This window comes from Mycobacterium sp. GA-1285 (assembly GCF_001499905.1).
Taxonomy (GTDB): domain Bacteria; phylum Actinomycetota; class Actinomycetes; order Mycobacteriales; family Mycobacteriaceae; genus Mycobacterium.
Genome location: NZ_LQIS01000012.1, coordinates 284,555 through 305,473 on the forward strand (window position 1 = coordinate 284,555; position 20,919 = coordinate 305,473).

Below are 20,919 nucleotides of genomic sequence, written 5' to 3' on the forward strand. Positions count from 1 at the left end.
GAAATCCCGCGCCGATCTCGCACATATCTTCAGTTTCGGCGGGCAGGTCTGGCGGCAGGTCAGGCGGGTCAGGCGTCAGGCGGGTCAGGCCAGCGAGTCGACCCACGCGCGGTGCAGCGCGGCGTAGTGGCCGTCGGCGCGGGCGATGAGGTCGGCGGGTGTGCCGTCCTCGACGATCCGGCCGTGCTCGAGGACCAGCACCCGGTCGGCGATCTGCACGGTCGACAGCCGGTGGGCGATCACCAACGCCGTGCGGTCGGCGAGCACGGTTTCCAGTGCGCGTTGGACCATGCGCTCGCTGGGGATGTCCAACGACGACGTGGCCTCGTCGAGGATCAGCACCGCCGGGTCGGCGAGGAACGCCCGCGCGAACGCGACGAGTTGCCGCTGCCCGGCCGAGAGCCGGCCGCCGCGTTTGGCGACGTCGGTGTGGTATCGGTCGGGCAGCGCCGCGATGAACCGATCGGCGCCGACGGCTTCGGCCGCAGCGGCGACCTCGGCGTCGGTGGCGTCGGGCCGGCCGAACCGGATGTTGTCGGCGACGGTCCCGTCGAACATGAAGTTCTCCTGGGTGACCATCACGACGTGACGGCGCAGCTCGGACTGCGAAAGGTCGCGCAGGTCAACGCCATTCAGCGTCACCGAGCCGGACGTCGGATCGTAGAACCGTGCGATCAGCTTGGCGATCGTGGTCTTGCCCGCCCCGGTGGTGCCAACCAGCGCGACGGTCTGACCGGCGGGCACCTCGAGCGTCAGGCCGGGTAACACCGGCCGACCCGCCACGTACTCGAATTTCACGTCTCTGAAGGCGATCTCGCCGCGCACGTCGGTCAGCGCGACGGGGCGCGACGGGTCTTCGATGCCCGGCCGCTCGGCGAGCACGCCGGCCAGTTTCTCGAGTGCCGAGGCCGCCGATTGGAACGTGTTGAAGAACTGCGAGATCTCCTGCATCGGTTCGAAGAACATCCGCAGGTAGAGCAGGAAGGCCGTCAGCGTGCCGATGGTCATCTGTCCGTGCAGGACCCGATAGCCGCCGTACAGCAGCACCACGCCGGTGGTGAGGTTGCCAACGAGCTTGACACCCGGCATGAAGATCGCGAGCAGTTGGAAGGTGCGCTCGTTGTCGGCCTTGTAGCGGTCGGCGATGTCTTCGAAGATCTGCTGGTTGCGTGGTTCGCGGCGGTAGGCCTGCACGGCCTTGATGCCCGTCATCGTCTCGACGAACTGCACGATCACCAGCGCGGCACTCTCCCGCACCCGGCGATACGTTCTGGCCGACTCGTTGCGGAACCACCAGACCAGTCCGATCAGCACCGGGAAAGCGCCCAGGCACATCAACCCGAGCCGCCAGTCGAGCGCGACGAGCAGGATCGCGGTCCCGAACAGCGTGAGCACCGCGGTGACCAGGCTGTCGAAACCGGTCTCCAGCATGTCCTGGATGGCCTCGACGTCGTTGGTGGACCGGCTCACCACCCGGCCGGAGGTGTAACGCTCGTGGAACGCGATGTCGAGGCGCTGGAAGTGCCGAAACACCCTGCGGCGCAACTCCAGAAGCACCTTCTGCCCGATGCGGCCCGAGCGGCGCAGGAAGAACATCCTGCTGGTGGCCTGCACCGCTACGACGACAGCAAGGGTGCCGACGATCGTCAGCAGCGTGTGGGCCGATCCGCCGGCGACGATCGGCGGGATTCCGCGGTCGATGCCGCGCTGCACGAGGATCGGAACCGACAGCCGCGCGGCGTTTTCCACCACCACGACGAGCGCGAGCAGCGCAACGGTGACGCGGTACGGCCGCAGCAGGTCACCGAGCAGCGAACGGGCCTCCCGCCGCCGATCGATGCTCTCGTCGATCGGCAGGTCGTCGTCGCGTTTGTCGTCGAGCTTGCCGCGCCACTCGGTCGTCGTCATCGGCGCTCGGCCTCCGAAGAGACATAGCGACGGGGTTGCGGCTCTTCCACGAGATGGGCGAGACGGCCGCGTTCGTCGTCGTCCTCCCACACGCATGCCCGTTCGGCGCCGTCGTCGAGTTCGTCGTCGGCGGCCAGCAGGTAGCGGTACTGCGGTACCCGGGCCAGCAGTTCGGCGTGGGTGCCGACGTGGGTGATGGTGCCATCCTCGAGCAGGGCCACCTTGTCGGCGAGCAGCACCGTCGAGGCGCGGTGCGCCACAACGATTCCCGTGACGGAGTGCAGCACGCGGCGCAGCGCCTCCTCGACGACCGCTTCGGTGTGCACGTCGAGCGCCGACAGCGTGTCGTCGAGCACGAGAATCTTCGGCGCCGCCAGGATCGCACGCGCCAGCGACAACCGCTGCCGTTGACCTCCGGACAGGCTCATACCCTGTTCGCCGATGCGGGTGTCGAGGCCGAACGGCAGGTCGTAGACGAAGTGCGCCGACGCGACGTCGATGGCCTGCGACAGGTCGTCATCCGAGGCGTCCGACCTGCCGAGCCTGAGATTCTCGGCGACCGACATCGAGAACAGCGTCGGGTCCTCGAACGCCGTCGCCACCGTCTGGCGCAGGGCGGATAGCGACAGTTCACGGATATCGCGGCCGTCGATCCGAATGGAGCCTTCGGTGACGTCGTAAAGGCGGGACAGCAGCGCGGCCAGCACCGACTTTCCCGACCCCGTCGACCCGACGAGCGCGAGCGTCTCGCCTGGCTCGACGGTCACGGTGACATGGCGCAGGGCCCAATTGTCCGAGTCCGGAAACCGGAATCCGACGTCGGCGAGTTCCAGGCGCCCGCCCCGCGGCGGTTGGTCGACCCGACCGTCGGTGATATCGATTGGGGCGTCGAAGATCTCGGCGATCCGGTTGGCGGCGGTGAACGACTCCTGCGTCATCGACAACAGGAAGCCCAGGGAGGCGATCGGCCAGACCAGCGACAGCATCATCGTGATGAACGCGACCAGGGTGCCCATCGTCACGTGACCTTCGCCGGCGGCGTAGGCGCCGAAACCGAGCACCACGATCAGCGTCAGGTTCGGGATGACCTCGAGCAGCGTCCAGAACTTCGCCGAGACGGACACCCGGTCGATCTGCGTGTCATAGAGATTGGTGAGCTGTTCGTCGAACCGGTCGTAGACGTAGCCTTCGCGTCCGAAGGATTTCACCACCCGCAGTCCGAGTGCGGACTCCTCGACGTGGGTGGCGACGTGGCCCGCCTGATCCTGGGCGAGCCGCGACAACCGCGTGTACTCCTGCTGAAAGTGCAGGACAGTCAGTGTGATCGGCACGATCGACACGACCACCACCACGCCGAGCGGCCAGTACATCGCCAGCAGGATCGCGGTCACGATCGTGATCTGCAGGCCGTTGAGCAACAGGAAGAGCAAGCCGAACGACATGAAGCGGCGAATCGTGCTGAGGTCGTTCATGATTCGCGACAGCAACTGACCGGACTGCCAGCGGCCGTGGAAGCTCATCGGCAACACCTGCAGCCGGGCGTAGAGGTCCTTACGGATGTCGGCCTCCACACCCATGGTCGCGCGGGCCGCCAGCCAGCGGCGGATGAACCACAGCACCGCCTCGGTGACGCCGACGCCCATCGCGGCGGCGCCGAGCAGCCACAGCCCCTGTTGGTCCTGGTGCCGGACCGGCCCGTCGATGACGGCCTTGGTCATCAACGGAATCGACACCGTGGCGGCGAGGCTGGCGATCGCGACGGTGACCATGGCGATCCAGCGCCCCCGGTACGGCATCAGGTACGGCAACATCCGCCACAGGTCCGAGCTGGCGCGTCGGCGTTGCGGTGGCGGGGCGATGGCCGGCGCGGTGCGCAGGGCAGGGACTCCGGAGTGAACCACTTAGTCCATCTTCCCATGCGGGGCAACCGGATAACCTCGTGCGCCGAAACTGCATTCCAGCAGGAAAATGTCGAGTGGACGCCTGCGCCAATGCAGTTTCGCGAGAGTTCGAATCACGCGGCTGCCGCCTCCTGGGTGCCGAACTGGGTCTCGTAGAGCTCGGCGTAGCGACCCCGGTTGGCGAGCAGTTCGAAGTGCGTGCCCCGCTCGACGATGCGGCCGTCCTCGACAACCAGGATGAGGTCGGCGGCGCGCACGGTGGACAGGCGGTGGGCGATGACGATCGAGGTCCGGCCGGCGAGCGCCTCGGCGAGCGCCTGCTGGACTGCCGCCTCCGACTCCGAGTCCAGCGATGCGGTGGCCTCGTCGAGCACGACGACCCGGGACCGGCCCAGCAGCAGTCGCGCGATCGTCAACCGCTGGCGCTGCCCGCCGGACAGGCGATAGCCGCGCTCGCCCACCACGGTGTCGAGCCCGTCGGGCATCTCGGCGACCACGTCGACCAGCCGGGCGCGGTCGAGCGCCTGCCACAGTTGGTCATCGGTCGCGTCGGGCGCCGCGAGCTTCAGGTTAGCGCGGATCGACTCGTGGAACAGATGCCCGTCCTGGGTGACGACGCCGACGGTGGCCTTGAGCGAGCTGAACGACACCTCGCGGACGTCCACACCGTTGAGCCGCACCGCACCGGAGTCGACGTCGTAAAGCCGGGCGAGCAGCGACGCGATCGTCGACTTGCCGGCCCCCGACGAGCCCACCAGCGCCACCATCCGGCCAGGCTGCGCCGTGAACGAAATGCCGTGCAGCACTTCTTCGCCGCCGCGGATGTCCAGCTCGGCAACCTCCTCGAGCGAGGCCAGCGACACCTTGTCCGCAGACGGATAGGAGAATCGGACGTCGTCGAACTCGACCGCCACCGGACCGTCGGGAATCGTGACCGCGTCACGCTTCTCCCGGATGAGCGGCTCGAGGTCGAGCACCTCGAAGACCCGCTCGAAAGACACCAGAGCGGACGCGATCTCGACGTGGGCGTTGGCCAGCGCTGTCAGTGGTGCGTAGAGCCGGGTCAGCAGCAACGCCAGCGACACGATGGCGCCCGCCTGCAGATGGCCGCCGATGGCCAGCATGCCGCCCAGCCCGTAGACCAGGGCCAGCGCCAACGCCGACATCAGTGTCAGGGAGTTCATGAAGACCGCCTGCAGCATCGCGGTTCTCACACCGATGTCGCGTACGCGGCCCGCGCGCACCGCGAACTCGCGCGATTCGGTTCCCGGATTGCCGAACAGCTTGACCAGCGTGGCGCCCGGTGCCGAGAACCGTTCGGTCATCTGCGTGTTCATCGTCGCGTTGTGGGCGGCGGCCTCGCGGGACAGCCGCGCCATGGTGCGACCGATCCGGCGTGCGGGCACGATGAACAGCGGCACCAGCACCAGTGAGAGCGCAGTGATCTGCCAGGAGATCGACAGCATCACCACCAGTGTCAGCGTGAGGGTCACGAGATTCGACACGACCCCGGACAAGGTGTCGGAGAATGCCCGCTGGGCGCCCATCACGTCGTTGCCGAGGCGACTCACCAGAGCACCGGTGCGGGTGCGGGTGAAGAAGGCGACCGGCATACGTTGCACGTGGTCGAACACCGAGGTGCGCAGGTCGAGGATGAGGCCCTCACCGATGGTCGCCGACAACCACCTCGTCACCAGCGAGGTGACGGTTTCGGCGACCGCCACCGCCGCGATGACCACCGCCAACACCAGCACCGTGCGGGCCGAGCCTCCGGTTATCGCGTCGACGACCTTGCCGGCGAGCACCGGGGTTGCGACGCCCAGGAGTGCGCCCACGACACTGACCGCGACGAACCCGCGCAGCCGGGGATGGTGACGACGGGCGAAGCGCCAGATGCGACGCAGTAACGCGGCGTTCAGCAGCGCCCGTAGATCGCCGCCGCGGGCATGCGACTGCCGATACAGCGTCTGCCGTGCGACCGTTTCCATGCTCATGAATTCACCGTAGAACCTCAACAATGAATGAGGTCAACGGCTTCCCGCGCGCGTCTGCGGCGCGTTCCGGCTATGCGTCTATGCGGACGAACTGACGGTGCCGGTACTGCTCGACACACGCCGCGCGCCGAACCTTGCCGCTGGTGGTGATCGGTATCGAACCGGGCGACACCAGAACAAGATCGGCGACGCTGAGCCCGTGCGAGTGGGAGATCGCCGACGTGACTTCCCGCTTGACCTCAGCCAGCTTGTCTGCGGCCTCTTCTTCGGAGTCGCCACGCTTCTTTGCCTCGACGATGACCACGAGCTTTTCGGCCTGACGATCCGAAACCGCGATCGCTGCGCACCGGCCGCGGGTGATCTCCTGGATCGTCGCCTCGATGTCGTCGGGCGAATGGTTTCGCCCGTAGACGATCAACAGGTCCTTGATGCGGCCGATGACGAACAATTCACCGTCGAAGAAGAACCCCTGATCCCCGGTCCGAAGCCACGGCCCTTCGGGCGTACCCGCCGACGGAGCTGCGAGCCGTCCTCCGAACGTCGCTTCGGTCTCCTCTGGCTTCTGCCAGTAGCCCAGCGCGACGTTGTCGCCGTGCACCCAGATCTCACCCGTGACCCCAGCCGGACATTCAGTCATCGTGTCGGGATCGACGATTCGAACTGTCGGCGAATGCGGCACACCGTAACTGACCAGCGGCGTACCGCCGCCGTTCTGGCACCGCTCCGCCTTACCGGCGGTCAACTTGTCGGAATCGAACCGGACGATCTTCGGTTTTTGATTCGGCCGTCCGGTGGCCACGTACACCGTCGCTTCCGCCAGCCCATATCCGGGTCGTAACACCTCTTCGCGAAGGCCGTTACGGGCGAACCGTTCCGTGAAGCGCTTGATGGTAGCGGGATTGATCCGCTCGCTGCCGCTGCCGATGCCACGGACGCCTCCCAGGTCGAGTCCGGCCATGTCCTCGTCGGAGGTCTTCTTCGCGGCGATCTCGAAGGCGAAGTTCGGCGCGGATGAGAATGCGTGCTTGTTGCTGGCCAGCAACTGCATCCACCGGGCCGGCCGCTGCAGGAATGCCACCGGACTCATCAGCACGGCGTGGAGCCCCGCCAGGACCGGCACGAATATTCCGACCATCAACCCCATGTCGTGGTAGAACGGCAGCCACGACACGATGGTGGTGTCCGGCGGCGGCACATTGCCGTCGTCTGCGAACAAGTCCGCCATCAGCTGCCGGTAATTGACCAGAAGGTTCCGGTTCGACACCATGACACCCGCCGGCGTGCGCGTCGAGCCCGATGTGTATTGCAGGAACGCGATACCCGGCCCGTCCTCGCACCCGGTGTAGGAGCCCGTCGGCGCGTCGGGGTCAAGCGAATCGACAGCGACGACTTCAGCATCAGATTCGGTTCTCTTCAAGGCCTCCGCGACGCTGTCGGTCACCGCCGATGTCGTGAGGACGACGGTGGGAGACGAATCGCGAAGCACCGAATCAACGCGCTCATCGGTGACGCCTCCCATCGGGACCGAAAGCGGAACCGCAATGAGTCCGGCCTGCAGTGCGCCGTAGAACGCGACAATGTAGTCGAGTCCCTGCGGGGCGGATATCACTGCCCGGTCACCGGGCGACCCGATACGTCTGAGCGTGTGGGCGACGATCGTTGTCCGCCGGTACAGCTGGGACCACGTCAGGGTCTCGGGGACCCCGTTCCAGTCCCGGTCGTAGTCGATGAAGGTGAATGCCGTGTCGTCGGGCTGGAAGCCGGCGCGCTCACGGATGATAGCGGCAGCAGAAGACTCGTTCACCGCGGTCAGACCCTCCTAAGCGAGATGCGATACAGATTCGCGTGTTCGAGGCGGAACTGCCTGATCGATGCTTCGAGGTACCTCTCGTAGATCGACACCTTTTCCGGACCCACGATCTCGACCGCTTGGCTCCAGTTGCTGCGAAGCCTCTCGAGCCACGCCGAGCAGGTGAGTGCGTAGTGTTCCCGATGATTGAGCACCGACCTGATCTCGAAGAGCTTCTCCGCAGCATGTGCTATCTCCGCGAGCCTCGGGGGATCCGATTCGGGGAAGATGTGCTCAGCTATGAAAAGGCAATCCTCCAAACCCTTTTGGTCCATGACGACGTTACCCTTGCCGATCGTCTGCAACGCCAGGCCCGATCCCGGATTGAGGCACTCGTAGCACTTCTCGAAGAAACGTCGATAGGCCGCAACCCTATCTGACCGTTTCCAGCCGAATTTGACGAAGTGCTCCATGGCACCAATCGAAATGGCGGCGTCATACCGTTCGTCGGGCACAAAATCGGCCCAGTCCGTGACGAGCACTTCCAAACGTGGATCGCCCAAACCTTCCACATGGTGAGCCTGCGCTTCGCTCAGAGTCAGACCGGTGACATGCTGCACGTCATACTCGGCAACCATTCGTTGCATGACCGAGCCCCATCCGCACCCGATGTCGAGCACACGCGCGCTTCCTTTCGCGCCGGCTTCGGAAAGCAGGTAATCGATCTTTCGTTTCTGCGCCGCCGCAAGGTCATCGGCTTGCCCATCCCACAGTGCACACGAGTAGGTCATCGACTCGTCGAGCCAGAGTGAGTAGAACCTGTTGCTTATATCGTAGTGATGCTGAATGGATTCGGCCGACGCCCCACGCTCGCTTGTTACCGACATTTCCTCCCCTTCGATTGGTTGGTCCTTGTTTATGCGTCTATGCGGATGAATTCGCCGTGCCGGTACTGCTCGACACAGGCCGCCCGCCGCACCTTGCCGCTGGTGGTGATCGGTATCGAACCGGGTGCCACCAGAACGAGATCGCCCACACTCAGACCGTGTGAGTTGGAGATGGCCGAAGCGACTTCCCGTTTGACCGCGGCAAGCTTCTCCGCGACCTCGGCGTCGGTTTCGCCGCGCTTCTTGGCCTCGATGATGACGACGAGCTTTTCGGTCTGCCGATCCGGAACCGCGATCGCCGCGCACCGGCTGCGTGTGATCTCCTGGACCGTCGCCTCGATGTCGTCGGGTGAGTGGTTACGTCCGTACACGATCAGCAGATCCTTGATGCGGCCGATCACGAACAACTCGCCCTCCAACAGGAAACCCGAGTCCCCGGTCCGCAGCCAAGGACCCTCCGGTGTGCCGGCCGAGGGATCGACGATCCTTGCCTGGAAGGTCGCCTCTGTCTCCTCGGGCTTACCCCAGTAGCCCATCGCGACGTTGTCGCCGTGTACCCAGATCTCCCCGACCGTGCCCGCCGGACACTCGATCCTCGTCTCGGAATCGACGATGCGGATCATCGGCGATCGCGGCGCCCCATAGCTGACAAGCGGTGTGCTGTTGGCGCTTTCGCTACGCTCGGCCTTGCCGACCGTGAGCTTCTCGGAGTCGAATCGCACCACGGCCGGCGGTTCGGCGCCTACGCGAGTCGCCACATACACCGTCGCTTCGGCGAGCCCGTACGACGGTCGTAACGCCTCCTCCCGCAGATGGAACGGCGCGAATCGCTGAGCGAAGCGTCGCAGTGTCGCCGGGTTGACTCGCTCGCTGCCGGTGCAGATGGTGAGTACGTCGGAGAGGTCGAGCCCGGCCATGTCGTCGTCCGATGTCCTCCCCGATGCCAGCTCGAACGCGAAATTCGGTGCCGCGGTGTATGACTGACTGTGGCTCGCCAGCAGCTGCATCCACCGAGCCGGACGCTGGAGGAAAGCCACCGGGCTCGTCAAGACCGCCGGAAGGCCCAGCAGAATCGGCGCGCAGATTCCCAGGTACAAACCCATGTCGTGATAGAACGGCAACCACGACACGACAGTTGTGTTCGGCGGGGGAACCTTGCCGTGTTCCAGGAAGTAGTCGGACGTCGCCTGTTCGAAGTTGGCCAGGATGTTGCGGTGCGACATCATGACCCCGGCCGGCGTACGGGTCGACCCCGAGGTGTACTGCAGATAGGCCGTACTCTGGTGTCCCTCGCGTCCGGCTCCGGACCCAGGCGCGACGTCCAGGTCGAGCGAGTCGATCTCGACAATGGAGGGAGCAGGCCCGTCGACGCCCGTGCCAGCGTGATCGGCCACGACCCCTGACACAGCGGACGTGGTGACAAGGACGGACGGCGCCGCGTTCTGCAGCACCGACGTCACGCGTTCGTCGCTGACACCACCCAGCGGCACTGCAAGCGGAATGGCGATCCGGTCGGCCTGCATTGCGCCTAGAAACGCGACGATGTAATCGAGCCCCTGAGGCGCCAAGATCACTGTGCGGTCACCGACGGATCCGTGATGTTCGAGCTCTCGTGCGACGTTCAGCGTGCGCCGGTACAGCTGGGACCACGTCAATGTCTCGGCAGCGCCGTCCCAGTCCCGCTCGTAGTCGACGAAGGTGATTGCCCGGTCGTTGGGCTGCAGACTGGCGCGCTCACGCAGCACAGTCAGGAGGGAGGGTCCGGTCACTCGCAAAAGGTTACCTTCGCCGCCCTCCTGCCAAGCCGAAAGCAGAAAGTTTGGTAGCCGACGGACCGATCGCCTTCACTAGCAGGGCTGCGGCGACCGCAGCGACCTGCCGTTCTTGACCCGCACGACACTCGTCCGCATCTGGAGCTGACCTTGATCGCGTTTGCCAAAGGTGCGGCGCGCTACCCCAAGTCCCCTCTGCGGACACGCCCCCGCGGCGGTGTGCCGCAACGACGGTTTCACACGGTCGGAGTCAGCCGCTTCGCGAGCAGCGCTGCGAACTTCGCCGGATCCTCGGGTATGTCGCCTTCAGCGAGTATGGCTGTGCCGTAGAGCAATTCGGCGGTTTCAGCCAGCGAGGACTCATCGGCGCGATTCTGGTGTGCCTGTTGCAGTCCGGTGACGAGCGGATGTCGTGGGTTGAGTTCGAGGATTCGTTTGGTGACGGGAACCGCCTGCCCGGACGCCCGGTACATGCGCGCCAATGCCGGTGTGATGCCGAAGGTGGGCGTTATCAGGCAGGCGGGCGACTCCGTAAGGCGCTTGGACAACCGCACTTCTGCGACATGGTCGGCCAGAGTCTCTTTGAGCCACGCGAGCAGTTCGGCGAACTCCTTCTCGCGTTCCTCGCGCTCCGCCTCGCTTTTCTCCTCCTCCGATTCGAGGTCCACCTCGCCTCTGGCCACCGATTGCAGCGGTTTTCCCTCGAACTCGGGCACCGAGCCGACCCATATCTCGTCGACCGGGTCGGTGAGGAGCAGCACCTCGTAGCCCTTGGCGCGGAACGCCTCCAGGTGGGGCGACTTCATCAGTTGCTCGCGTGACTGGCCGGTGGCGTAGAAAATCTGTTCCTGCCCGTCCTTCATGCGCTCGATGTACTCGGCCAGGGTGGTGGGCTCCTCCTCGCTGTGCGTCGAGGCGAACGACGAAATCCGCAAGAGTGTGTCTCGGTTATCGAAGTCGGAGGTCAATCCCTCCTTCAAAGCCGATCCGAACTGCGTCCAGAAGGTGCGGTAGTCATCCGGGCGCTCGGAGCGCAGATCCTGAATCGTCGAGAGAACCTTCTTGGTCAACCGACGGCGGATCGCGGTGACCTGTCGGTCCTGCTGCAGGATCTCGCGAGAAACGTTGAGCGACATGTCCTGTGCATCGACGACTCCCTTGACGAAGCGCAGATACCTGGGCATGAGCTCGTCACAGTCGTCCATGATGAAGACGCGTTTGACGTACAGCTGTATCCCGACCTTCGCGTCGCGCGTGAACAGGTCGTACGGGGCGTGGGACGGGATGAACAGCAGTGCCTGGTACTCGAATGTGCCTTCGGCCTTCATCGCGATCACTTCGAGCGGGTCGTCCCAGGCGTGCGCGATGTGCTTGTAGAACTCCTTGTACTCATCCTCGGAGACCTCGTCCTTGGACTTGGCCCACAGCGCCTTCATCGAGTTGAGGGTTTGGGTCTCGATGGTGACGGTCTCCTCGCCGCCCTCCTCGGACGGTGGGGTCCGCCGTTCGACCTGCATCCGAATGGGCCACGCGATGAAGTCGGAGTACTTCTTGACCAGCTCCCGGATCTTCCACTCGGCGGTGTAGTCGTGCAGCTGGTCCTCGGCATCCTCGGGCTTGAGATGCAGCGTGACCGACGTACCCTGCGGGGTTCCTCCATCGGACACGTCGACGGATTCGATGGTGTAGGTGGCCTCTCCGCTCGACACCCACCGGGTGGCCTGGCTCTCGCCGGCCCTGCGGGTCAGCAGCTCAACCTTGTCGGCCACCATGAATGTCGAGTAGAAGCCGATACCGAATTGACCGATCAGTTCCTCGGAGGCGGCGGCGTTCTTGGCTTCACGCAACTGCTGGCGCAATTGGCCGGTACCGGACTTGGCCAGCGTGCCGATCAGATCGACGACCTCATCATGGGTCATCCCGATGCCGTTGTCGCTAACGGTCAGGGTGCGGGATTCCTTGTCGACCTCGATCTCGATGTGCAGATCGGAGGTGTCCACGTCGAGGTCCTTGTTACGAAGTGCCTCCAGCCGCAGTTTGTCCAGCGCGTCGGACGCGTTCGAGATCAACTCCCTCAAAAAGGAGTCCTTGTTGGAGTACACCGAGTGGATCAACAGGTCGAGCAGCTGGCGAGCTTCCGCTTGGAACTCCAGCTCTTCGGCGTGTGCAGTCATGTGCCTCCGTTCGACAGACAGACCGTTGCGATACGGGCAGATGATAACGATTGAGCCCTCGGCCCCATGAACGTCTCTGCCGGTGCACCCCGGACCGGTAGCCAGCGCATCCGGCAAACGAATGATCATCCATTCCGCGGCCGGCGAGTAAGGCATTCTAGCTTCGCCGAGCGGTCAGCCGGCGTCGACACGCCGTGGAGACGAGCAAGGAAGGACAACTTTCGTTTGTGATAGCCGTCACCAGCGTGGTTCCAGGATGGATTGGCCGGAATCCGAGACAACACCCCCTCTCTGACCCTAGCGTTAACGTTTGTGACCACCTGGCGAGGCAAATCAACGCCATCGAGGATGCACGCGCAGGCGCCGCCGTCGGCGTACTGCTGAGCGCACGAGTGCGCGGCGGCAAACCATTCAGCGGCCAGGGCCACAGCAACCATTGCTACGCGGAGGGGAAATGACGTCTTTCAAGTCTGTGGATGATCCACAGTCGGACCCGCAGTCAGGCTCGACTACGTCCACGATGCGCACGACACCGGTTACTCCGATCGCCGTCATCGGAATGGCGTGCCGGCTTCCCGGGGGCATCGAGTCTCCCGAGCAGCTGTGGGAGGCGTTGCTGCGGGGAGATGACCTGATCACCGAGATCCCCCCCGACCGCTGGGATGCCGACGAGTACTACGACCCCGAGCCGGGTGTGCCGGGTCGATCGGTGTCGAAGTGGGGCGCGTTTGTCGACGACTTCGGCGGTTTCGATTCCGAGTTCTTCGGCATCAACGAGCGTGAGGCCACTGCGATCGACCCGCAGCATCGTCTGTTGCTGGAAACCTCATGGGAGGCGGTCGAGCACGCCGGCCTCAGCCCGACACAGTTGGCGGGCTCCCGGACCGGCGTCTATGTGGGATTGACCCATGACGACTACATCTTGGTCGCTGCCGACGCGCAGGCCTTGGAGGGGCCCTACGGGTTCCTTGGCAACAACTACAGCATGGCGTCCGGGCGAATCGCATACGCGATGGACCTGCACGGCCCAGCGATCACGGTGGACACCGCGTGCTCGTCCGGGCTCGTCACGGTGCACATGGCATGTCGCAGTCTGCACGACGGGGAATGCGACGTCGCGCTCGCCGGGGGAGTCACGCTGACGCTGGATCCGCGGAAATCGTCCGCCGGATCGGCGGGCGGCATGCTGTCGCCGACCGGACACTGCCATGCATTCGATGTTGCCGCCGACGGGTTCGCGGTCGGGGAAGGCGCCGTCATGGTGCTGCTCAAGAGGTTGCCCGACGCGATGCGTGATGGTGACCGGATCCTGGCTGTCGTACGCGGCACGGCCCTGAACAACGACGGCCGAACGGTGAACATCACGACGCCGTCGCAACCGATGCAGGCTGCGGCTTATCGCGATGCGTTGGCTGCCGCAGGCGTGGACCCGAACACCGTCGGCATGGTGGAGGCACACGGCACCGGCACCCCTACCGGTGATCCCGTCGAATTCGGCAGTCTGGCGGAGGTTTACGGCGTCGAGGGGCCGTGCGCGCTCGCGGCGTCGAAGACGAATTTCGGGCATACCCAGTCGGCCTCGGGGACGTTGGGACTGGTGAAAGCGGTCCTGTCCGTCCAGCATGGTGTCGTTCCGCAGAATGTGAATTTCAACCGGCTTCCAGACGACCTCACCAGCGTCCGGACCAATCTCTTTGTCCCCCAGGAGAATACGACTTGGCCCACCAACGGCCAGGCGCCCCGGCGGGCCGCGGTATCGGCGTACGGGTTCTCCGGAACCAACGCTCACGCCATCGTCGAAGAGGCCCCGAGCACCGTCGCGACGAATGGACATCGCAACGGGAGCTCCGGTGCGACCACGGTGAGTCCGCTGGTGTTCCCGCTGTCATCCACCTCAACGGAGGAACTGCGACGAACCGCCGCGCGGCTGGCCGACTGGGTGGAGACGCACGACCAGGTGGCGTTGTCGGATCTGGGCTACACCTTGGCCCGTCGGCGTGCGCACCGCCCGGTGCGCACATGCGTCATCGCGAGCACTCGGTCAGAGCTCGTTGCCGCTCTGCGGGCGGTCGCGGATGGCGACACCCCGTATCAGGCCGCATCCGGTCGCGACGACCGGGGTCCGGTGTGGGTGTTCTCCGGGCACGGATCACAGTGGGCGGGAATGGGTGCAAACCTGCTGAGCAGTGAGCCGGTGTTCGCCGCCACCATCGCCGATGTCGAGCCGCTGATCGCCCAGGAGTCCGGGTTCTCCGTGACCGAGGCGATGACGGCGCCCGACGTCGTCACCGGCGTCGATCGAGTACAGCCCACGCTCTTCGCCATGCAGGTGGCATTTGCGGCCACGATGAACTCCTACGGAGTGCGCCCGAGCGCGGTGATCGGGCACTCTCTGGGGGAGACGGCAGCAGCGGTGGTCGCCGGGGCGCTGTCGCTCGACGACGGGGTCCGCGTCATCTGCCGCCGATCGCAGCTGATGGCTCGCATCGCGGGCGCCGGAGCGATGGGGTCAGTGGTGTTGCCGGCCCAACAGGTGCTCTCCGAACTGATGGCACGAGGCGTCGACGACGTCGTGATCGCGGTTGTCGCCTCGCCCGAGTCCACGGTGATCGGCGGGGCACCTCAGACCGTGCGCGAGCTGGTAGCCGAGTGGGAGCAGCGCGACATCATGGCCCGCGAGGTGGCGATCGATCTCGCCTCGCACACTCCTCAGGTTGATCCGATCCTCGACGACTTGTCGAAGGCGTTGGGCGACCTCGCACCGCGCACACCGGAGATCCCGTTCTATTCGACGAGCTTGTTCGACCCGCGCGAACAGCCGGTGTGCGATGCCCACTACTGGGTGAACAATCTGCGGCGCACGGTGCGGTTCGCCGCGGCCGTCCAAGCCGCCATGGAGGACGGCCACCGCGTCTTCGCCGAGTTGGCGCCGCACCCCCTGCTGACTCATCCGCTCGAGCAGAACGCCCGCAGCCTCGACGTGCCGTTGGCCGCTCTGGCCAGCATGCGCCGCGAGCAGGAACTGCCGCACGGGCTGCGTGGTTTCGTGGCCGATTTGCACAATGCGGGCGCCACGGTCGACTTCTCGGTGTCCTACCCGCATGGGCAGCTGGTGGACGCACCCTTGCCGACATGGACCCACCGCCAGCACCGGTTGAGCCGCGACGGCAGCGACGCCTCGCCCACACGCGGTTCATGCACCATCTCGGTGCACCCGCTGTTGGGTCCGCACGTGCGCTTACAGGAGGAACCCGAGCGCCACGTCTGGCAGGGCGAAGTCGGCACCGCCGCCCAGCCCTGGTTGGGCGATCACAAGATCCGCAACGTGGCCGTGCTTCCGGGGGCTGCCTATTGCGAGATGGCACTGGCGGCAGCGCGCGCTGTGCTCGGCGATGAATCCGAGGTCCGCGATATCCGCTTCGAGCAGGCGCTACTGCTTGATGAGCAGACCACCGTCGGCGCTTCGGCATCCTTGTCAGCACCGGGCGTCTTCGACTTCGCTGTGGAGACGAACCAAGGTGGCGAACACACGCGCCAAGCGAGCGCTGTCCTACACGCCGCATCCGATGACCAGCCTGCGGCTCACGACACATCTGTATTGCTTGCCACGCATCCCGATAGCGAAGAGGGCGAAGCGGTGCGCACGCGGATGGATCAGCGCGGCGTCCAGTACGGCCCGGCGTTCAGCGGTCTCGGACTCGTCCACGCGGGTGAAACCGACAGTCTGCTCGCCGAAGTCGCTCTGCCGCGGCAGATCCGGTCGCAACAACGCGCTTACGGCGTGCATCCCGCGCTGCTCGATGCCTGCTTCCAATCCGTCGAGGCTCACCCCGACGTGCAGGCACTGGGCGAAGGAATGCTCGGACTTCCGTTGGGAATCCGCCGACTTCGCTCCTACACCGCCGCACGCGACGCTCATTACTGTCTCACCCGGGTGACCAAAGTCGATCTGTCCGGCGTGGAAGCTGACATCGAGGTGCTCGATGAACACGGCACAGTCATGCTCGCCGTAGAGGGTCTGCAGTTGGGCACCGGAGCTTCCGAGAAGGACAACAAGGGTCGCGTCTTTGCCGACCGGCTGTTGACGATCGAGTGGCAGCCTCGGGCATTGCCCGAGGTGGAGTACGCCGATGCCGGGACTTGGCTGCTGATCAACACCACCGACACCGACACCACGGCCGCCATGTTGACCGATGTCCTGAGAAGCTTTGGGGCCCAATGCACGACGATGTGCTGGCTCCCAAGCGACGACGACCACGCCTCGAACGCAGAACAGCTCAAAGATCATCTGCGTGGCGGAAACCTCACGGGTGTGGTGGTTTTGACCACCGGACCCGGTGACGGCGAGCCCGAGGATCGGGTCACAAGCTCAGGCCGCGATCATGTCCAGCATCTCGTGCGGATCACCCGCGAGTTGCCGGACGTCGCCGGAGAGCCGCCGCGCCTGTACGTCGTGACCCGCAACGCCCAGACCGTCGAGGCCGGCGACCGGCCCAATCTGTTATTGGCCGGGCTGCGTGGTCTGGTTCGGGTGATCGGCACCGAGCATCCGCACTTGCGGGCCACCCAGATCGATGTGGACGCCGGCATCGAAGCAGAACAGCTGGCACAGCAACTGCTCAGCGAGTCCGACGAAGACGAGACAGCCTGGCGAAACGGTCGTTGGTACGTCGCGCGGTTGTATCCGACTCCGCTTCGCCCCGAGGATCGCAAGACGACCGTCGTCGACCATGAGCGCGACGGTATGCGCCTGCAAATCCGGACGCCTGGCGATCTCGAGTCGATGGAGCTCATCGCCTGCCCACGGGTTGCGCCTGGGCCGGGAGAGATCGAGGTCGCGGTGACGGCCTCGAGTATCAACTTCGCCGACGTGTTGATGGCGTTCGGGCGTTACCCCTCCTTCGAGGGGCGGCTACCGGAACCGGGTACTGATTTCGCAGGCGTGGTGACCGCGGTGGGCCCCGGTGTCACCGAGCACAAGGTCGGTGACCACGTCGGCGGCCTGTCCGCCAACGGCTGCTGGACGACGTTCATGACTTGCGATGCCAATCTCGCCGTCACGCTGCCTGCGGGCCTGGCCGACGCTGACGCCGCCGCGGTGACAACGGCGACAGCAACCGCCTGGTACGGGCTTCACGACCTGGCCCGCATCCGAAGTGGTGACAAGGTGTTGATTCATTCGGCAACCGGCGGGGTCGGCCAGGCGGCGATTGCGATCGCGCGCGCGGCGGGTGCGGAGATCTTTGCGACGGCCGGCAGTGAGCAGCGCCGGCAGCTGCTGCGCGACATGGGCATCGAGCACGTCTACGACTCGCGCAGCGTCGAGTTCGCCGACCAGATTCGCGACGACACCGAGGGGTACGGCGTCGATATTGTGCTCAACTCGGTTATCGGCGCCGCCCAGCGCGCGAGCTTCGAACTGCTCGCATTCGGCGGGCGGTTCGTCGAGATCGGCAAGCGCGATATCTACGGCGACACGAAGCTGGGGTTGTTCCCGTTCCGGCGCAATCTCACCTTCTATGCCCTCGATCTTGCACTGCTGTCGTTCAGCCATCCGGACCGGCTGCGGAACCTGCTGGCAACGGTGTACAAACTCACGGCGGACGGGGAGTTGCCGATCCCGGAGAGCACGCACTACCCCCTCGCCGACGCTGCGACCGCCATCCGAGTGATGAGCGCCGCTCAGCACACCGGGAAGCTGGTCCTGGACATCCCGCGCGCGGGCAGCAGCAACGTGGTCTTACCGCCGGAGCAGGTGCAGGTGTTCCGTGAGGACGGCTCCTACATCGTCACGGGCGGCCTCGGTGGTCTCGGCTTGTTCCTCGCCGAGAAGATGGCCTCGGGAGGCTGCGGGCGGATCGTGTTGACATCCCGCTCAGAACCCGACCTGAAAACGTTGGAGACCATCGCGCTCATCCGCGCAATCGGTGCCGACGTGGTGGTGGAGTGCGGGGATATCACCCAACCCGGGACCGCTGATCGCCTCGTGGCGACGGCGACTGCTACCGGCCTGCCGGTACGCGGCGTGCTGCACGCGGCTGCGGTGATCGAGGACGCCACACTGACCAACATCACCGATGATCTGATCGACCGGGACTGGGCACCGAAGGTCTACGGGGCCTGGAATCTGCACGCTGCCACCGCCAACCAGCCGTTGGATTGGTTCTGCTCGTTCTCCTCGGCTGCGGCGCTGGTCGGATCGCCCGGGCAGGGCGCCTACGCGGCGGCGAACAGCTGGCTCGATGGCTTCACCCAGTGGCGGCAGGCCAAGGGTCTTCCCGCGACTGCGATCGCATGGGGCGCATGGGGCCAGATCGGCGCCGGTACCGCTCTGGCGGAGGGTGCAGGTGTTGCCATCGCGCCGGACGAGGGCGCGTATGCGTTCGAGACGCTGCTGCGCCACAACCGCGCCTACACCGGCTACGCGCCGATCATGGGGACCCCGTGGCTGGCTGCCTTCGCGCAGCACAGCCCGTTCGCCGAGGCTTTCCGCAGCACTGGACAGGGCTCGGCAGGGTCAAGCAAGTTCCGGGCCGAACTCGAGGAGCAGCCCACCGAAGAGTGGCCCGCCCTGCTGCGACGCCTGATCTCGGACCAGGTCAGCCTGATCCTTCGTCGCAACGTGGATCCGGACCGTCCACTCGCCGAGTACGGCATGGATTCGCTGGGTGCCCTCGAGCTGCGCACGCGGATCGAGACGGAAACCGGGCTACGCATCACTTCCACGAATATGACGACGACCATTCGGGATCTGGCGGCGATGCTCTTCGAAAAGCTGGTGCCGGCAGAAACGGCTGACGTCGAAGTGTCGGCCTAGCCGGCTCGCTCGGGAGGTACCGAAGGAAGCGGCCGGTTCGGCCCACGAAGGTGTCGTCACCCACGGAACGGCCGACGGTGCAAGGAAACTCAGCGGTGCTCAGAGCAGTCCGAGTCGCTGCAGATCGGTGACGTACTTGACGATGATCGGCGCCGAAACGTGTGGGATGTCGTTGGCGGGCCCGATCTTTGCTTTCTGAACCGCGGCACGGAACCGGTCGGCCGGCGCGGTGGCCCCGCGGACCGGATCGTAGGGCTCCGGATCCTCGGTACCCTGCAATGCGAGCATCAAGACGTCGAGCACGGAGTGTTGCCGCTGCTTCTCCGGCAGGGCACGCAGGGCGGCCTCGAAGCGCTCCAGCCATTCGCCGAAGTCATCGATGCGCTGAATCGGGTATCCGGCCTCGATCAGCCAGTCGACGTACTGGTCGAGTCCGATCCCGTCGTCATGCGGGTTCATCGCATGGTAGGTCTGGAAGCCGTCGACTTCCTGGGCACCCAATGTTGCGATCGCTTCGGCCAGGAATCCCACCGGGAGGCCGTCGTAGTGGGCTCGTTGCCGGTTCCCGTGCGCGTCGAGCTTGTACACCGACGCGGGAGCCAGACCGGTGGCGACGACGCTCAGTACCATCCGGGTGAACAGGTCTGGCACGTTGATCTGGCCTACGTGGTCGGCGTCGACCATGACTCTGCCGGAACGGAATACAGCGACCGGCAGGCCGCACAGATCGTGCGCCTCGCGTAGCAGCACCTCACCCGCCCATTTGGAGTTGCTGTAACCGTTGCCGTAGGTGCCGTCGAGTTTGCGGGTGGGGCTGACGACTCGGATGTCGGCGTCCTCGGTGAATTCCGACGGCTCCACTTGATGGCCGACGTCGGACGTCGATATGTAGGTGTATGGCTTCAGCTTGCTGGTGATCGCGATGCGGATGAGTTCGGCGGTGCCGACGACATTGGGTCCGAACAAGTCGCTGTAGCTGAGTACGCCGTTGACGAGCGCTGCCGGGTCGACGATCAGGTCGACGGTGTCGGCCAGCCGCTGCCATGTTCCTTCATCGAGGCCGAGATTGGCTTCGGCCTTGTCGCCGGCGAGCACCTCCAGGTGATCGGTGGCCATCTCCTGGAAATGCCGCAACAGCTCTGGGTCGCCGCTGTCGAAGGTCTCCTCGAGACGGCGCCGGGCGGCTTCGTCGGATGCACCGCGTACCAGGCAGATCAGCGTGCCGCCGACCGCCGTCATCCGTTCCAGCCATTCCAGGGCCAGGTAACGCCCGAGGAAGCCGGTCGCTCCGGTCAGCAGGACAGTCCGCACGTCGCCGGTTGGGCCAGGCAGCATCGGCGCGGCGGCCAGAAGCGCGGGGTCGAGGAACCTGTCGAGTTTCAGGTCGTGTGCGTGCACCTCCACGGCATCCAGACCGTGTACGCGTGCGAATGTGGGCCTTCCCACGCCGGTCCTGCGTTCGGCTTCCTCCGTGGCGGCATGCCGATCCAACCGCTCACCCAAACCTCTGACCGACGGCGCATCGAACAACACGCGCGCAGAGAGTTGGACGCCGAGTTCCGCGTTGACTCTGGTGATGACACGCATCGCCGACAGCGAATCCCCGCCGAGTTCGAAGAATGAGTCGTCGATGCCGACGCGCTCGACACCCAGTACTTGGGCGTACACGGCGGCCAG

The 20,919-nt window shown here is 65.4% G+C and carries 9 protein-coding genes; 1 reads left to right on the forward strand and 8 read right to left on the reverse strand.

The window, feature by feature from the left end:
* Positions 1-84: 84 nt before the first annotated feature.
* From AU193_RS10165 to htpG, 7 genes are all read right to left on the reverse strand, one after another.
* Positions 85-1,908 carry an ABC transporter ATP-binding protein gene (locus AU193_RS10165; RefSeq protein ID WP_064422213.1) on the reverse strand — a complete coding sequence of 608 codons (1,824 nt, stop codon included), beginning with the start codon at positions 1,906-1,908 and terminating at the stop codon, positions 85-87.
* The gene (locus tag AU193_RS10170; RefSeq protein ID WP_064422214.1) at positions 1,905-3,809 is read right to left on the reverse strand and encodes an ABC transporter ATP-binding protein; all 1,905 of its coding nucleotides are present in this window, start codon (positions 3,807-3,809) and stop codon (positions 1,905-1,907) included. The genes AU193_RS10165 and AU193_RS10170 overlap by 4 nt, the downstream gene beginning before the upstream one ends.
* A 113-nt stretch (positions 3,810-3,922) precedes the next feature.
* Entirely contained in the window at positions 3,923-5,803 is a 1,881-nt protein-coding gene (locus tag AU193_RS10175; protein WP_064422215.1) for an ABC transporter ATP-binding protein, read from the reverse strand.
* A gap of 70 nt (positions 5,804-5,873) precedes the next feature.
* Entirely contained in the window at positions 5,874-7,607 is a 1,734-nt protein-coding gene (locus AU193_RS10180) for an AMP-binding protein (protein ID WP_064422216.1), read from the reverse strand.
* 5 nt (positions 7,608-7,612) lie between these two features.
* Positions 7,613-8,479, reverse strand: coding sequence for a cyclopropane-fatty-acyl-phospholipid synthase family protein (locus tag AU193_RS10185; protein ID WP_064422217.1), 867 nt, complete (start codon positions 8,477-8,479; stop codon positions 7,613-7,615).
* Positions 8,480-8,508: 29 nt separating this feature from the next.
* Positions 8,509-10,248 carry an AMP-binding protein gene (locus AU193_RS10190; RefSeq protein WP_064422218.1) on the reverse strand — a complete coding sequence of 580 codons (1,740 nt, stop codon included), beginning with the start codon at positions 10,246-10,248 and terminating at the stop codon, positions 8,509-8,511.
* Positions 10,249-10,487: 239 nt separating this feature from the next.
* Positions 10,488-12,425 carry a molecular chaperone HtpG gene (htpG, locus tag AU193_RS10195; RefSeq protein WP_064422219.1) on the reverse strand — a complete coding sequence of 646 codons (1,938 nt, stop codon included), beginning with the start codon at positions 12,423-12,425 and terminating at the stop codon, positions 10,488-10,490.
* Positions 12,426-12,945: 520 nt separating this feature from the next.
* On the opposite strand from htpG, the gene pks2 reads away from it, so the two are divergent.
* Positions 12,946-19,242, forward strand: a complete 6,297-nt coding sequence (gene pks2 / locus AU193_RS10200) for a type I polyketide synthase (RefSeq protein WP_253867724.1) — start codon at positions 12,946-12,948, stop codon at positions 19,240-19,242.
* A gap of 99 nt (positions 19,243-19,341) precedes the next feature.
* Here pks2 and AU193_RS10205 read toward each other — a convergent pair.
* On the reverse strand, positions 19,342-20,919 hold a 1,578-nt coding region (locus AU193_RS10205), incomplete at its 5' end, for a thioester reductase domain-containing protein (RefSeq protein ID WP_156425163.1).

Excerpts from the sequence above, each read along its gene's own strand:
- AU193_RS10175 (WP_064422215.1), bottom strand. The coding sequence starts at position 5,803 with ATGAGCATGGAAACGGTCGCACGGCAGACGCTGTATCGGCAGTCGCAT.
- AU193_RS10185 (WP_064422217.1), bottom strand. The coding sequence starts at position 8,479 with ATGTCGGTAACAAGCGAGCGTGGGGCGTCGGCCGAATCCATTCAGCAT.
- pks2 (WP_253867724.1), top strand. The coding sequence starts at position 12,946 with ATGCGCACGACACCGGTTACTCCGATCGCCGTCATCGGAATGGCGTGC.
- AU193_RS10165 (WP_064422213.1), bottom strand. The coding sequence starts at position 1,908 with ATGACGACGACCGAGTGGCGCGGCAAGCTCGACGACAAACGCGACGAC.
- htpG (WP_064422219.1), bottom strand. The coding sequence starts at position 12,425 with ATGACTGCACACGCCGAAGAGCTGGAGTTCCAAGCGGAAGCTCGCCAG.